Consider the following 14,161-nt stretch of genomic DNA (forward strand, 5'->3'; position numbering starts at 1 on the left):
GGCCCCAGTAGCGGCCTCCACAGCATCTGATCAGGCCGCTAGTGGATAGCGGCCCACCTGCGAAAACCCCTGGAAACCGCCTGGGAGGGCCCGTCATGAGCTCCACCCTGCTCGCTATCGCCCTCGGCATCGTCATCACGTTGTGTTACGCCGCGACATGTGCCGCCGTCCCGTTCAAGAACTGCCCGCGCTGCGACGGCATGGGCCACACCATCAGGACCGACCGCAAGGGCCGCATGAAGCGCGGCAAGGACTGCCGCCACTGCGACGCCACCGGCAAGCGCATCCGCTTCGGCCGGCACCTCTACAACCTCTGGCTCGGCATCCACCGCGACGGCACCCGCTGACCGACCAAGAAACGCGAAACGGCCGACGGTGCCCGTCATGAGACGTACCCCGCTCCGAGCAGGAGCTAGGTGGGCGCAACCGTCGGCCAGTCACCCGAGCTTGCCAGCACCCGAGGACACGCACAGCCAACCGCCCCAACCCTCCACCCGTCAAAGGAGTTTCCCCATGGCCGTGACCGTCTCGCTGGTCGCCCTGTTCGGCCTGGTCCTGTTCTTCCTTCTGCGCGGACACACCCTCGGCTACGGGAGTGCGTTCATCGCCGTCGGCTTCGGGTTCTTCCTCGCCTCCACCGGCGCCGCCGGTCCCATCAACCAACTCGCCGGCGCCGTCGTCACCGCCATTCAGCAGCTGTGAGGAGCCTGCCGTGTCCCACCCGACCCTGATGGCCGCGGGCGAACTGCGCACCGCTTTGGAAGCCCATGCCCGCGGTGACACGCCCACGGCCGTCGCCGCGCTCATGAGCATCGACTCCGCGTCCTGGACCGTGATCCGTGACCGGCTCCGGGAGCTGGGCGGCAACCTGCCCGAGCTCCTCGACATCGTCGGAAGGGAGCGTGGTCATGACTGGTGACCTCATCGCGGCCGCCATCCTCGTGGCACCGGGCGCCGTCTTCGCCGCCGTCACCCTCACCGGTCACGCACGCGCTCGCCGAGCTGACGACGCGCTCGCCTACGTCCTCATGACCTACCCCGCGCCGGGTGGCCCCGGTGGTCCTGGGCCCGGCGAGCCGCAGCCCGTACCTGAGTCCACCGGTACACCGTCCGCCGTCGTCATCGACTTCACGAATCACCGGCGTACAGAGACTCGCCTCGCCCCGGTCAAGACCCCAGGAAGGGAGGCCTCGTGACCATCGCCGAAATCGCAGCCACCCTCTACACCCGCACCGACGGCCGTAACTACCGCCCCGAGCGCCTCAGCATCGAGACCGTTCGCCAGCTCCTGCGCCGGGCTCGCATCCACCGCAGCGGCGTTGACGCGGTGCACGTCTACGAGTGCACCGACCGCGCCGGCACCCCGCTGCACATCGCCTACGTCCGCTTCGCCGAGAACCGGTGGTCCAACGTCCGCGACGTCATCGACATCTACGAGATCCCGACCGCGGCCCTGACCGACCTCTAGATACGCCCGGGCGGGCGCCTCTCACCACAAGACCGCGCCCGCCCGGTTTCTCCCGTCCCTCCAACAGAACAAGGAGAAGCCTCAGCATGACACCTGAGCCCTCGCCCGGACAGCACGCCCGCGTGCTGCCGATGCGCGACCGCACCGCCCCTGACGACTTCGCCCGCGTCCCGCCCAACGACATTGACGCCGAACAGGCCGTCGTCGGCTCGCTCATGCTCGCCCCCGGCGCCATCGCCGAAGTGGCCGAGCTCATGGAGCCCGCCGACCACTACCGGCCCGCGCACGAGACCATCCACCGCGCGATCCTCGACCTTCACGGCCAGGGCCAGGCGGTCGATCCGATCACCCTTGGGCACCACCTCGAACAGACCGGCGACCTGCCTCGCGTCGGTGGCCGGGCCTACCTCCACACCCTCGTGCAGTCGGTTCCGACGACGGCGAACGCGGCCCACTATGCCGAGATCGTGCGCGACCACGCTCAGCGCCGCCGGAGCATCGAGGCAGGCACTCGGCTCGTACAGGCCGGGATGACCCCTGACGCCACTCCGGAGGACCTGCGCAAGGCTCTGGCACTCAGCGCCGAGTCGCTTCCCGGCACTTGGGGCGAGCCGATTCCGCTCACCACGCAGCCTCAGCTTCCGCCCTTCCCCAGCCACGCTTTCCCCGGCTGGCTGCGCGAGTTCGTGGACGCCGTCGCCGAGGAGACACAGACCCCGACGGACCTCGCCGGCACCCTCGCCTTGGCCGTCCTCGCGACGGCGGCCGGCGGACGCGTCATCGTTCAACTCCGCGGCCGGTGGCGGGAGCCGACCAACCTGTTCACCGTCGTCGCCCTTCCGCCGGGCAACCGCAAGTCGGCTGTCTTCGCGGCCCTCACGTTCCCGCTACGAGCTGCTGAGAAGCTGCTCGTCTCCTCGGCCGCCGGACGCATCGCCGAGGCCGAGGTGACCGCCAAGATGGCCCGCGAGGCTGCCGACAAGGCAGCCGCCCAGGCGGCGAAAGCCGAGGGCATGGAACGCGACGGGCTCACCGCCGAGGCGATCGCGCTCGCCCAGGCAGCCGACAGCCTCGAAGTCCCCGCCTCGCCACGCCTCCTGGCCGACGACTCCACCCCGGAGACCGTCACGACCCTGATGAGCGAGCAGGGCGGGCGGCTGTCGGTGATGTCCGCCGAGGGCGGCATCTTCGACATCATCGCAGGCCGCTACTCCGGCACACCCAACATGGAAGTCTTCCTCAAAGGCCATGCCGGAGACTGGCTCCGTGTGGACCGGCGCTCCCGCGCCGAGAACATCGAATCCCCCGCCCTGACCATGGGCTTGGCGGTACAGCCCTCCGTCCTCAAAGACATCGGGCAGAACCGCGTCATGGACGGCCGCGGGCTCCTCGCCCGCTTCCTGTACGCCCTGCCCGAGTCGCTCGTGGGCTACCGCAAGCCCAACCCCGACCAGGTGCCCGCGCACGTGGCCGAGGCGTACGAGCGCACTGTCACGGACCTGGTCCTCTCCCTCGCGGAGTGGACCGACCCCGCCGTCCTGCGGCTCACCCCCGAAGCGGAAGTGGTCCTGGGCGCCTACAACGAGCGCGTGGAGCCGCAGCTCCGTGCCAAGGGCGGGCGCCTGGGCCACGTCACCGAGTGGGCCAGCAAGCTCGTAGGCGCCACCGCACGCATCGCCGGACTGCTGCACCTGGGCGAGTACTTGGAGAACGGCTACACCAAGCCGATCGCCGCCGGCACCATGAGCGCCGCGGTCGAGCTCGGCGACTACTTCGCCGCTCACGCTCTGACCGTCTTCGACCTCATGGGTGCGGACGCGACGCTCGCCCGCGCCCGCAGTCTGCTGACCGTGTTGCAGGACAACGGCTGGGAGAGCGTGACCCGACGAGACCTGTTCGCCAAGGTCTCTCGCTCCGAGTTCCCGACGGTCGCCGATCTGGAGCCCACGGTCGCGCTGCTGGAGGAGCACGGTTACGTACGCAGCGAGACGCCGCCCCGTACGGGCAAGCGGGGCCGCCCACCAGCCCCTCGCTACCTGATCCACCCCGTCCTGCGGGAGGCCAAGGCATGAGCCCACGCAGCCTCCCGCAGACAGGACCCCGCTCGCAGAAACCGCAGATTCCGCAGAAACTCCCTGCCGTCCAACGTCACCTGCGGCGACGCCCCGTGCGTCCCGTCGCCGCAGAAACCCGTGAAACCGCCGCAGAAATCACCCGCTCCGCTGGTGCCAACCGGGCGCCCGGCCCTGCCGCGTATTTCTGCGGTGATTCCCGCGCTTTTTGCGGCGGTCGTCCCAGCACCCCCAACACCGCAGGTCAGCCCTCGCGCCCCGGCATTTCTGCGGATTCTGCGATTTCTGCGGCCCACCCCTTCCCTCCGTCCGGTCCCGAGTCTGCAGAGGAGCCCCGCCCATGACGACGTCTCGTAAGCGCAAGGCCGCCGACGAACTGTTGCCGCTGAGCGTGGTCCTGGGCGAGATCGGCATCAGCCGCGCCGCCTGGTACCGCTGGCGCAACCGCGGGCTCGGCCCCCGCGCCCACCGCCTCCCGAACGGCCACGTGCGCGTCTGGCGGAGCGACTTGGACGACTTCCTGAACCACATGGAGGCTGCGTAGTGGAGTGGAGCTACACCGTACGAATCTGGGCCATCCGCAAACGCGACTACCGGAAGCCGTACCAACTTCGCTGGAAGGTGGGCGCGAAGCCTCACTCCGAATCGTTCCTGACGCTGGGGCTGGCGGAGAGCCGCCGAGCCCAGCTCATCACCGCGGCCCGCGAGGGCGAGCCGTTCGAGGTGGCCAGCGGCCTGCCGAAGTCGCTTGTCGCCAAGGAGCGTGACATCACCTGGTACGAGCACGCTCGCCGGTACATCGAGATGAAGTGGACCCACGCCCCGGGGTCCACTCGCCGGACCCTCGCCGAAGCCATGGCGACCGTGACGCCGGCACTCGTGAAGGACACCAAGGGGATGCCCGATGTCCGTGACGTACGCACCGCGCTCTACAGCTGGGCGTTCAACGTGAAGCGTTGGGACGAGGAGCCGCCGCCCGAGGTAGCCAAGACGCTCGCGTGGTTCGAGCGGAAGTCCCTGCCCACCTCGGCGCTCGCGGACCGCATGAAGGTCCGGGCCGCGCTCGACGCCCTCACGAAAAAGCTGGACGGCACAACTGCGGCGGCCTCCTCGATCCGACGAAAGCGCGCGATCTTCCACAACGCTCTCGTCTACGCGGTCGACGCCGGACTCCTGACGGACAACCCGCTCCCCCAGATCCGGTGGAAGGCACCGGAGCAGGTTGAGGAAGAAATCGACCCGGAGTGCGTCCCGGACCCACAACAGGGCGCCGACCTCCTGGCCGCTGTACGCGTCCAGAGCGCGCGAGGGCGGCACCTGGTGGCGTTCTTCGGGTGCATCTACTACGCGGCCGGACGGCCGGCGGAAGTCATCGGGCTGCGACGGCAGGACTGCGACCTACCGCGCCGCGGCTGGGGCGCCCTGCGACTACGGGAGACCCGCCCGCGATCGGGGTCGGCCTGGACGGACAGCGGAGAGGCTCACGACAGGCGAGGGCTGAAGCATCGCCCCCGGAAGGCCGTGAGAACCGTCCCCATCCCGCCCGAGCTGGTCGCTCTGCTGCGCTGGCACATCACGGTGTACGGAGTCGCACCAGACGGCCGCCTGTTCCGTACGAGCCGCGGCGGGCTCATCCAGGACACCGGATACGGGGAAGTCTGGGCAGAGGCCCGAAGGCGGGCTCTCACGCCCGCTCAGCGGGATTCCACGCTCGCGAAGCGCCCGTATGACCTCCGGCACGCGGCGGTCTCCACATGGCTCAGCTCCGGCGTGGAACCTCAGCTCGTGGCCAAGCGAGCCGGCCACAGTGTCGCCGTGCTGTTCCGGGTGTACGCCAAGTTCCTCACCGACGGGGACGAGGCTGCGAACGCCAAGATCTCCGCACGGTTGAACAGGCTCGGGTGACGTGAGTGAGCGTTCTGCTTGGCGCGAGTCGTCAAGCAGAACGCTCAGGACCGCATGCGGGGGTAAGGCACGCGCAGCGACTTCGCGTCGACCGGGGTGTGATCGGCAGCCGCGTGCACAGGGTCGGCACGCAGCGCCGACGCGCTCACGAAGCGGACCTGTTCACGCGGATGAGGGTTTGTTGCCCGTTCGCGACGAGCCTGCGGCCCTCTCCCTGGACGCCGTAGACCTCAAGTTGGCACACGGTCAGGGTCCGGCCGGGCTTCAGGACGGTGCCGATCGCTTCGATGTGGTCACCGAGGGCGGGCGCGAGAAGATTGATTTTGTACTCGACGGTGAGGACTTCCGTGTCCTCAGGAAACAGCGTGTAGGCAGCGTAGCCTCCGGCGCTGTCCGCGATGGCGCTGGTGGCGCCCGCGTGGAAGTAGCCGTGCTGTTGGGTGACTTCGGGGCGGCTGGGCAGCACGATGTGGACGCGACCAGGGGCAATCTGTGTGATCTGCGCGCCGAGGTGGGCCATCAGGCCCTGGCGTTCGAAGCTCTTCCGGATCCGTGCCTGTATCTCGGGAGCGGCCTGGTCGTCGTCACGCTTCGTCCGGTCTTCCACGTGCTCTCCTTGGACGGATGTTTCGGTGCACTTACGGGGATCGGTTCCTTCGTCAGCCGACCAGGCGTTCCACCAGCAGCAGGCCGCCGATGCCGATCATCATCGCACCGGAGACCCGGGTGACCCTGCGGGCCGCCGCAGGCCTGGTCTTCAGGACGGTCCGGGCCAGAATGCCGACGCCGAGGTACACCACAGCGCAGGCGACCAGGTGGAACGTGCTGAGCAAGCCGGTCTGCGCGGCCACTGGCCAGCCTGTATCGGGATCGAGGAACTGCGGGAAGAGCGAGAAATACAGCAGCAGGGCCTTTGGGTTCAGCCCGCTGATACCAGCCCCCTTGAGCATGACCCGCAAAGGGGAGGAGTCGACCGCATCCTCCGCGGCCGCCACGGTGGTCGGTTGCCTCAGCACGTTCCATCCCAGCCACAGCAAATAGCCGGCCCCGGCAACGGTCAGTGCCGTGAGCGCGGTTGGTGAGCTCGCCACGATCACTGCCAGGCCTGCCACCGCCACGAGCGCGTAGGCCGCGTGCCCGGCTATCAGCCCGGTGACTGCCGGGACAACCGACCGCTCCCGCAGGCCCGCCGCAATCGCGTAGGCCCAGTCCGCGCCCGGGGTGAACACCAGCAGCAGATCCACCGCCAGGAAGGCAGCCAACGTTGTCGCATCCATGAGTGGTTCCTTCTCACGTTCTCCGTTACAGGAGAAACGCTAGGGCGAATCAGCCCAAAGGTGTTCCTGCATTTACCCCAAGATCGCGCCTTCTGAGGGAGAATCTTCTTCATGGACGCGATGGACCGGAAGATTCTTACCGAGCTGCAGCTGGACGGCCGGCTCACCATCACTGAACTCGCGGCCCGGGTGAAGCTGAGCGTCTCGCCCTGCCACCGGCGCCTGCGCGACCTCGAACGTGAGGGCGCGATCCGCGGTTACCGGGCGATCGTCGACCCGTCGGCCGTCGGCCTCGATTTCGAAGCCCTGGTCTTCGCCACGCTGCGCTGGGAGGACGCAGACACCGTCACCACGTTCGAGGAAGCGGTGGCCGCCGTCCCGCACGTACTTCAGGCCCAGAGGCTGTTCGGTGACCCCGACTACCTGCTCAGGGTCGCGACCAGCGACCTGGACGCCTTCCGGCAGCTCTACGACGAGCAGCTGGCACGCCTGCCCGGCGTACTGCGGCTGAACTCCACCCTCGTCATGAAGAACGTCGTCGACAACCGGCCCTTGCCCGAATGATCGCCCTCACGGCAATGCGCGAGACTCGGCGTGGCGCCCGTGAAGTGACATAAGCCACGCGAGCCCCATATGGAGTGCTCGGCAATGGCGAATGCTCCCGAGATCCCGTCCACGCGCCGTCCACACACCCTGAGAGACGGTGTTCGAGAGCGAGAGACAGCGAGACAGTCTCCCTTTGCCCAGAGAGCAAAAGAAGAAGCCCCTGACCTGCTGAAACAGCAGGTCAGGGGCTTCTTGCCTTCCTGTGGCGGCGCCAGGATTCGAACCTGGGAAGGCTGAGCCGGCAGATTTACAGTCTGCTCCCTTTGGCCGCTCGGGCACACCGCCTGGGATTTGTCGCCTCGGGCCCCGCTCTGGGCGGTGCTCGGTGGCAACGACGTAAACAATACCCGATGCACAGGGGTGCTTCGCCACCCGATTGATCGACGGTGGCGGGCGGAGCGGTGGCTAGGCTTTGCATGCGGCGCAACGCCTCGGTGCGCGCCCGACCAGAACCCGATCGGAACCCGATCAGTCCCCGATACAAGGAGCCACAGGACATGGCCGACTCCAGTTTCGACATCGTCTCGAAGGTCGAGCGGCAGGAGGTCGACAACGCCCTCAACCAGGCCGCCAAGGAGATCTCGCAGCGCTACGACTTCAAGAACGTCGGCGCCTCCATCTCCTGGTCCGGCGAGAAGATCCTGATGGAGGCCAACTCCGAGGAGCGGGTCAAGGCCATCCTCGACGTCTTCCAGTCCAAGCTGATCAAGCGCGGCATCTCGCTGAAGTCGCTGGACGCCGGTGAGCCGCAGCTGTCCGGCAAGGAGTACAAGATCTTCGCCTCCATCGAGGAGGGCATCTCCCAGGAGAACGCCAAGAAGGTGGCGAAGATCATCCGCGACGAGGGTCCCAAGGGCATCAAGGCCCAGGTGCAGGGCGAGGAGCTGCGGGTCAGCTCCAAGAGCCGTGACGACCTGCAGGGCGTGATCGCGCTCCTGAAGGGCAAGGACTTCGACTTCGCGCTGCAGTTCGTGAACTACCGGTAGACCTACTGGTCGTTGCTTGGGACGGCAGTTGCTTGAGCTGGTAGTTGCTTGGGTTTTCCCTCGCCTACGTAGACGAAGGGGCGGCACCCGGTCGGGTGCCGCCCCTTCCCGCTGCCGGCTGCGGCTCAGCGGCGACTGCGGGAGTCGCCGAAGAAGATGCGGTAGGCGATCAGGAGGACGAGAGCGCCGCCGATGGCGGAGATCCATGTGGCGCTGTCGTAGAAGTCCTTGGTGATCGGGCGGTCGAGCCAGCGGGACGATATCCATCCGCCGATGAAGGCACCCGCGACGCCGATGAGCGTGGTGCCGATCAAGCCGCCCGGGTCGCGGCCCGGTAGCAGGAACTTGGCGATGGCACCGGCGAGCAGGCCAAGGATGATCCAGCTGATGATGCCCATGCCGTGTTCTACCTCTCCATGTATTTCTCATGTGCGCAGGTGCGCAACGTTGCCTCGTAGCACTGTTGCCCAGAAGGACGACAAGTAGGCCTGGCGTGGTTGCGACGGCTCTGTGAGGTGCGGCGCGTGACACGGACAGAGGCGCCCCTCCGCAGGGTGCGGAGGGGCGCCTGATGGAGCGATGGGGCGGGGGTGCCTGCGGCCGTACCAGCGGCGTGTGCGGGCTCGGGGCGTGTCGAGGTGGGCGGCACACCTCTCGGGTCTCCGGAGGCGTCAGCGCGGCGTTCGGGCCCTCACGCTGTCGGGCTCCCCGGGCTCTGCGATGTCAGGCGGCCGCGCCTCAGCGTGCCGCGAACGGCTGGTCCGTGCTCACGATCTCGCGGCCCAGCGGCATCAACGACACAGGGATCAACTTGAAGTTGGCGATGCCGAACGGGATGCCGATGATCGTGACGCACAGGGCGATGCCGGTGAAGATGTGCGCCAGGGCGAGCCACCAGCCCGCGAGGACCAGCCACAACACGTTGCCGACGCAGGACGGCGCGCCCGCGTCCCTGCGCTCGACCGTCGTGTGCCCGAAGGGCCACAGGGCGTAGACGCCGATCCTGAACGCCGCGATGCCGAACGGGATGCCGATGATCGTGATGCAGAGCAGCACACCCGCGAGCAAGTAACCGAGGAACAGCCAGAAACCGCTCAGGACCAGCCAGATGACGTTCAGGATTGTCTTCACTGTTGGCGACCTGCCATCTGCTCGAGGCGGGCGATGCGCTCCGCCATGGGCGGGTGGGTGGAGAACATCTTCGACATCCCCTGACCGGGACGGAAGGGGTTGGCGATCATCATGTGGCTCGCCGTCTCGATACGCGGCTCGGGCGGCAGCGGGAGCTGCTTCGTACCGGCGTCGAGCTTGCGCAGCGCGCTGGCCAGGGCCAGCGGGTCCCCGGTCAGCTGGGCGCCCGAGGCATCCGCCTCGTACTCCCGGGATCGGCTGATGGCGAGCTGGATGAGGGAGGCGGCGAGCGGGCCCAGGATCATGATCAGGAGCATCCCGAAGATGCCGGGTCCGTCGTCGTCGTTCGAGCGGCCGACCGGGATCAGCCACGCGAAGTTGACCAGGAACATGATCACGGAGGCGAGGGCTCCGGCGACCGACGAGATCAGGATGTCGCGGTTGTAGACATGGCTGAGCTCGTGCCCGATGACGCCGCGCAGCTCGCGCTCGTCCAGGATGCGCAGGATTCCCTCGGTGCAGCACACCGCCGCGTTGCGCGGGTTGCGGCCCGTCGCGAACGCGTTCGGCGCCTCCGTCGGGGAGATGTACAGGCGCGGCATGGGCTGACGGGCCTGCGTGGAGAGCTCGCGCACCATGCGGTAGAGCGCGGGCGCCTCGAACTCGCTGACCGGGCGGGCACGCATCGCGCGCAGGGCCAGCTTGTCGCTGTTCCAGTACGCGTACGCGTTCGTCCCGATCGCGATGACCAGTCCGATGACGAGCCCCGTACGGCCGAAGAAGCTGCCGATGACGAGGATGAGGGCGGACAGTCCCCCAAGGAGTACGGCTGTCTTCAACCCGTTGTGCCGGCGGTGCACGGTACGTCCTCCTGATGGTGCGGCAGGGGAACCCACTGCTTGCTTTCTCGCTGCTTCCACTGGGCCCGCGGGTCGGTGCGGGTGACGGTGGTGTCTCCGTCCAGTGGACCCTCCCGTACTGGTCAACGCCAGACGAGCGGGACTAGTTCCCTTGTGCGCGCTCGGGGAGCGGGGTGCGCCGGTAGGCCGTACGGGTCAGCGCGGCTCGGGCAGCAGGCCGGCGATCTCCAGGGCCTTCTCGTCGGCCTTGACCTCGCTGGTGCAGTTCGGGCAGCGGGTGGCGATGCCGGGGATCTGGCTGAAGCAGCGGGGGCAGTCGCGCACGGCGGCCTTGATGTCGACGGGCTTGTTGCGGTCGGCGCGGGCCTGGAGCTTCACCATCGGCACGATGATCACGAAGTAGAGCACCGCGGCGGTGATCAGGAAGGCGATGCCGGCGTTGATGAGCTTGCCGTAGGGAAATTTGACGCCTTCGAGCGTGAAGTAGGCCTCTGAGTAGTTGCCGATGGAGCCGGTGGCCCAGCCGAGGAGGGGGGTGATGAACGCGGCGGTGAAGGCGGTCACAAGGGCCGTGAAGGCCGACCCTACGGCGAGGCCCACCGCCATGGAGACGATGTTGCCGCGAAGTATGAAGTCCTTGAAACCGGTCAGCACGCTGTTGCTCCTGGGAAGGGTGAGGGTGGGGGGAGTGCCTGTTTGAGGCGACCCAGAAACGTACCAAACCGGGGCTTTGGGAGTCTGCTGGGTCACGAGAACAGTCCACTGTCCACAAAGTGAAGGATCAATTGTGGAGCTCCGGAGAGGGCCGCTCCGATGACGGCCGTGAGGGCGATCGCGGCGGTCAGCGGCCAGGAGGCGCGGTACGCGGCCGGCTCGCCTTCAGGGGCGCGGAAGAGCGTCGCGGTCCACTGGAGGTAGTAGTAGAGCGCGATGACGACGTTCACGGCCATGACGACGGCGAGCCAGCCGAGGCCCGCGTCGACGGCGGCCGAGAAGACCGTGACCTTCGCGAAGAGCCCGATGATGCCCGGCGGCAGGCCCGCCAGGCACAGCAGGAAGAAGCCCAGGACGAGCGCCGCGAGCGGGCGCGAGGCGTACAGGCCGCGGTAGTCGCTGAGGCGGTTCAGCGGCTTCGTACGGGCGACGAGTCCGGCCACCGCGAAGGCGCCGAGGTTCACGGCGGCGTACATGAGGGCGTAGGCGAGGGTCGAGCCGATCGACTTCTGGGGGTCGTCGGAGTACGCGGCCGCGGCGATCGGCACCAGCAGGTAGCCGGCCTGGCCGACGGAGGACCAGGCGAGGAGTCGTACGGCGCTGTACGCGCGCGTGGCCTGCTGGCGCAGGGCCGCGACGTTGCCGATGGTCATCGTCAGCGCGGCGAGGGCGGCGAGCGCCGGGCCCCACACGTCGGCGTACGACGGGAACGCGACGACCGTGACGAGGATCAGGCCGGAGAAGCCGACCGCCTTGCCGATGACGGACAAGTAGGCGGCGATCGGCAGCGGCGCGCCTACATAGGTGTCGGGAACCCAGAAGTGGAACGGAACGGCGGCCGTCTTGAAGGCGAAGCCCACGAGGGTGAGGGCGACGCCCGCCTGGGCGAGGGTGTGGAACTGGCCGTCCACGTGGGTGAGTTCGGACGCGATCCTCGTGAGGTGCAGGCTGCCTGTGGTCGCGTAGACGAAGCTCACGCCGAGGAGTGTCACGGCGGTCGCGGTGACCGAGGACAGGAAGAACTTCAGGGCCGCGTCGGAGGACCGCCTGTCGTCACGCTTGATGCCCACGAGGGCGAAGGCGGGAAGCGAGGCGACCTCCAGGGCGACGACGAGCGTGGCGAGGTCGCGGGAGGCGGGCAGGAGGGCGGCACCGGCGGCGGAGGACAGGAGAAGGAACCAGAACTCGCCTTCGGGGAGCGGCTTGTTCGCGTTCTTCGCGTCCTTCAGGGTGCTGATCGAGAGCAGGGCGGTGAGCAGCGCGCCCGCGAGGACCAGGAACTGGACGACGAGCGTGAAGCGGTCCGCCGTGTAACTACAGGCGTCGTACGACGTGCTCGTGAGGCAGAACGTGGAGCGCTCGTCGCCGATCAGCGGGATCAGGGCGAGCGCGGCCGCGGCCAGGCCGGCGACGGAGATCCAGCCGAGCACCGGCTTGCGGCGCTCGCCCACGAACAGGTCGGCGACCAGGACGACGAGGGCGACGACCGCCGCGATCGTCGGCGGCGCGATCGCGACCCAGTCGACGGACTGGACGAGGGAGGCCACGGAGGGCGCGGCGACGGCGGTCACTGGAGGCCTCCTGCGAGGAGCTTCTGCACGGCCGGGTTCGTGAGGCCGAGCAGGGTGGCGGGCCACAGACCCGCGAGGACGGTGAGGGCGACGAGCGGGGTCCAGGCGGCGAACTCGTACCCCCGCACGTCGGCGACGGCCACGGCCTCCTCCCGGCGCGGGCCCATGCACACGCGGCGGACCACGATGAGCATGTACGCGGCGGTGAGCAGGGTGCCGAACGCGGCGATCGCCATGAACACAAGGAAAGCCGGGCGGCTGAGGGCCTCGGCGGGGCGGAACGCGCCGAACAGGGCGAGCATCTCGCCCCAGAACCCGGCGAGTCCGGGCAGTCCGAGCGAGGCGACGGCGGCGAACGCGAGCAGGCCGCCGAGGCGCGGTGCCTTGCCGTACAGGGCCATGCCGCCCTGCTCTGCGAGGGTGTCGAGGTCGCTGGTGCCGGCCCGGTCCTTGAGCGCGCCGACGAGGAAGAAGAGGAGGCCGGTGATGAGGCCGTGGGCGATGTTGGCGAACAGCGCGCCGTTCACGCCGGTCGGGCTCATCGTCGCGATGCCGAGGAGGACGAAGCCCATGTGGCCGACGGAGGAGTACGCGATGAGGCGCTTGAGGTCGCCCTTCGCACCCTGCTTGGCCAGGTTCAGGCAGGCCAGGGACCCGTAGATGATCCCGACGACGGCGAGGGCGGCGAGGTACGGCGCGAAGACCCGCATGCCGTCGGGGGCGATGGGGAGCAGGATCCGGACGAATCCGTACGTACCCATCTTCAGCAGGACGCCGGCGAGGAGGACCGAGCCGACGGTGGGGGCGGCGGTGTGCGCGTCCGGCAGCCAGCTGTGCAACGGCCACATCGGGGTCTTCACGGCGAGCCCGATCCCGATCGCCAGAACGGCGATGACCTGCACGGATGTACTCAGACCCCGGCCGTTGTCAGTGGCGAGTGCCATCATGTCGAACGTGCCCGACTTAACACCGATAAGGAGGAGTCCGAGCAGCATCACGACCGAGCCGAGCAGCGTGAAGAGGATGAACTTCCAGGCGGCCGCGGCCCGTTCGGCACCGCCCCAGCGGGCGATGAGGAAGTACATCGGGATGAGGACCATCTCGAACGCGAGGAAGAAGAGGAGGAGGTCCAGCACGGCGAAGGTCGCCAGCGTGCCCGATTCCAGGACGAGGATCAGGGCGACGAACGCCTTGGGCGAGGGGCCCGCGGGCATTTTGAAGTAGGAGTACAGCGCGCACAGGAACGTCAGCAGCGCCGTGAGCACCAGAAGGGGGAGGGAGATGCCGTCGATGCCCAGGTGGATACGTACGTCCAGCGCCGGGATCCAGCTGATGTCCGTCGTGGCCTGCATCCTCGACGGGTGGTCGTGGTCGAAGCCGAGCGCGAGGACGATCGCGGCGATGAGGATCGCGCCGGTCACGGTCACGCCGTGGCGGAGCACGGCCTGGTCGGGGGACTTCCCCTTCAGCCCGGGCGGGGCCGGGAGCAGGGCGAGGACGGCGCCGATGAGCGGGCCGACGACGATCAATGCGAGAAGGAACTGCATCACGGATTCGCTGATATCGATCAC

Annotated in this window: 18 protein-coding genes and 1 tRNA gene; 10 read left to right on the forward strand and 9 right to left on the reverse strand. The window is 68.3% G+C overall.

The window, feature by feature from the left end:
• Positions 1 to 95: 95 nt before the first annotated feature.
• The 8 genes from ACVHNB_RS37145 to ACVHNB_RS37180 all read left to right on the forward strand — a co-directional run bounded on the left by ACVHNB_RS37145 (position 96) and on the right by ACVHNB_RS37180 (position 5,445).
• Positions 96 to 347 (forward strand): hypothetical protein, encoded by a 252-nt coding sequence (locus ACVHNB_RS37145; RefSeq protein WP_456226852.1) that lies wholly within the window; start codon positions 96 to 98, stop codon positions 345 to 347.
• A gap of 166 nt (positions 348 to 513) precedes the next feature.
• Positions 514 to 702, forward strand: a complete 189-nt coding sequence (locus ACVHNB_RS37150) for a hypothetical protein (protein WP_456226853.1) — start codon at positions 514 to 516, stop codon at positions 700 to 702.
• 10 nt (positions 703 to 712) lie between these two features.
• The gene (locus ACVHNB_RS37155) at positions 713 to 919 is read left to right on the forward strand and encodes a hypothetical protein (RefSeq protein WP_456226854.1); all 207 of its coding nucleotides are present in this window, start codon (positions 713 to 715) and stop codon (positions 917 to 919) included.
• A complete protein-coding gene (locus ACVHNB_RS37160; protein WP_456226855.1) occupies positions 909 to 1,196 on the forward strand; it encodes a hypothetical protein in 288 nt (95 codons plus the stop codon). The genes ACVHNB_RS37155 and ACVHNB_RS37160 overlap by 11 nt, the downstream gene beginning before the upstream one ends.
• Positions 1,193 to 1,468 (forward strand): hypothetical protein, encoded by a 276-nt coding sequence (locus tag ACVHNB_RS37165; protein WP_456226856.1) that lies wholly within the window; start codon positions 1,193 to 1,195, stop codon positions 1,466 to 1,468. Before ACVHNB_RS37160 ends, ACVHNB_RS37165 begins: the two co-directional genes overlap by 4 nt.
• 86 nt (positions 1,469 to 1,554) lie before the next feature.
• Positions 1,555 to 3,540 (forward strand): DUF3987 domain-containing protein, encoded by a 1,986-nt coding sequence (locus tag ACVHNB_RS37170; protein WP_456226857.1) that lies wholly within the window; start codon positions 1,555 to 1,557, stop codon positions 3,538 to 3,540.
• Positions 3,541 to 3,880: 340 nt separating this feature from the next.
• A complete protein-coding gene (locus ACVHNB_RS37175) occupies positions 3,881 to 4,084 on the forward strand; it encodes a helix-turn-helix transcriptional regulator (RefSeq protein ID WP_420035083.1) in 204 nt (67 codons plus the stop codon).
• The gene (locus tag ACVHNB_RS37180) at positions 4,084 to 5,445 is read left to right on the forward strand and encodes a tyrosine-type recombinase/integrase (protein WP_456226858.1); all 1,362 of its coding nucleotides are present in this window, start codon (positions 4,084 to 4,086) and stop codon (positions 5,443 to 5,445) included. The genes ACVHNB_RS37175 and ACVHNB_RS37180 overlap by 1 nt, the downstream gene beginning before the upstream one ends.
• Positions 5,446 to 5,590: 145 nt before the next feature.
• Here the strand turns inward: ACVHNB_RS37180 and ACVHNB_RS37185 are convergent, their stop codons facing one another.
• Together ACVHNB_RS37185 and ACVHNB_RS37190 are read right to left on the reverse strand one after the other, a co-directional pair.
• Positions 5,591 to 5,965 (reverse strand): PaaI family thioesterase, encoded by a 375-nt coding sequence (locus ACVHNB_RS37185; protein WP_456228992.1) that lies wholly within the window; start codon positions 5,963 to 5,965, stop codon positions 5,591 to 5,593.
• 139 nt (positions 5,966 to 6,104) lie between these two features.
• On the reverse strand, positions 6,105 to 6,722 hold the full coding sequence (locus ACVHNB_RS37190; RefSeq protein ID WP_456226859.1) for a LysE family translocator: 618 nt from the start codon (positions 6,720 to 6,722) through the stop codon (positions 6,105 to 6,107).
• Positions 6,723 to 6,833: 111 nt separating this feature from the next.
• Here ACVHNB_RS37190 and ACVHNB_RS37195 point away from each other — a divergent pair, with 111 nt between their 5' ends.
• Complete coding sequence (locus tag ACVHNB_RS37195; protein WP_456226860.1) at positions 6,834 to 7,286, forward strand: Lrp/AsnC family transcriptional regulator; 453 nt, start codon at positions 6,834 to 6,836, stop codon at positions 7,284 to 7,286.
• A gap of 245 nt (positions 7,287 to 7,531) precedes the next feature.
• Here the strand turns inward: ACVHNB_RS37195 and ACVHNB_RS37200 are convergent.
• Positions 7,532 to 7,613, reverse strand: a tRNA-Tyr gene (locus ACVHNB_RS37200).
• Positions 7,614 to 7,825: 212 nt separating this feature from the next.
• Between ACVHNB_RS37200 and ACVHNB_RS37205 the strand changes: the two genes are divergently transcribed.
• Positions 7,826 to 8,314, forward strand: coding sequence for a YajQ family cyclic di-GMP-binding protein (locus ACVHNB_RS37205; protein ID WP_428954195.1), 489 nt, complete (start codon positions 7,826 to 7,828; stop codon positions 8,312 to 8,314).
• Positions 8,315 to 8,439: 125 nt separating this feature from the next.
• Here the strand turns inward: ACVHNB_RS37205 and ACVHNB_RS37210 are convergent, their stop codons facing one another.
• From ACVHNB_RS37210 to ACVHNB_RS37235, 6 genes are all read right to left on the reverse strand, one after another.
• On the reverse strand, positions 8,440 to 8,712 hold the full coding sequence (locus ACVHNB_RS37210; protein ID WP_428954194.1) for a GlsB/YeaQ/YmgE family stress response membrane protein: 273 nt from the start codon (positions 8,710 to 8,712) through the stop codon (positions 8,440 to 8,442).
• Positions 8,713 to 9,052: 340 nt separating this feature from the next.
• Complete coding sequence (locus ACVHNB_RS37215; protein WP_428954193.1) at positions 9,053 to 9,445, reverse strand: YccF domain-containing protein; 393 nt, start codon at positions 9,443 to 9,445, stop codon at positions 9,053 to 9,055.
• Entirely contained in the window at positions 9,442 to 10,305 is an 864-nt protein-coding gene (gene htpX / locus ACVHNB_RS37220; RefSeq protein WP_428954192.1) for a zinc metalloprotease HtpX, read from the reverse strand. Before htpX ends, ACVHNB_RS37215 begins: the two co-directional genes overlap by 4 nt.
• Before the next feature lie 195 nt (positions 10,306 to 10,500).
• Positions 10,501 to 10,959 (reverse strand): large conductance mechanosensitive channel protein MscL, encoded by a 459-nt coding sequence (gene mscL / locus ACVHNB_RS37225; protein WP_428954191.1) that lies wholly within the window; start codon positions 10,957 to 10,959, stop codon positions 10,501 to 10,503.
• Positions 10,960 to 11,051: 92 nt separating this feature from the next.
• Positions 11,052 to 12,590 (reverse strand): NADH-quinone oxidoreductase subunit N, encoded by a 1,539-nt coding sequence (locus ACVHNB_RS37230; protein ID WP_456226861.1) that lies wholly within the window; start codon positions 12,588 to 12,590, stop codon positions 11,052 to 11,054.
• Positions 12,587 to 14,161 (reverse strand): complex I subunit 4 family protein, encoded by a 1,575-nt coding sequence (locus ACVHNB_RS37235; RefSeq protein WP_428954189.1) that lies wholly within the window; start codon positions 14,159 to 14,161, stop codon positions 12,587 to 12,589. The genes ACVHNB_RS37230 and ACVHNB_RS37235 overlap by 4 nt, the downstream gene beginning before the upstream one ends.

This window comes from Streptomyces sp. YJ-C3, from assembly GCF_053891275.1.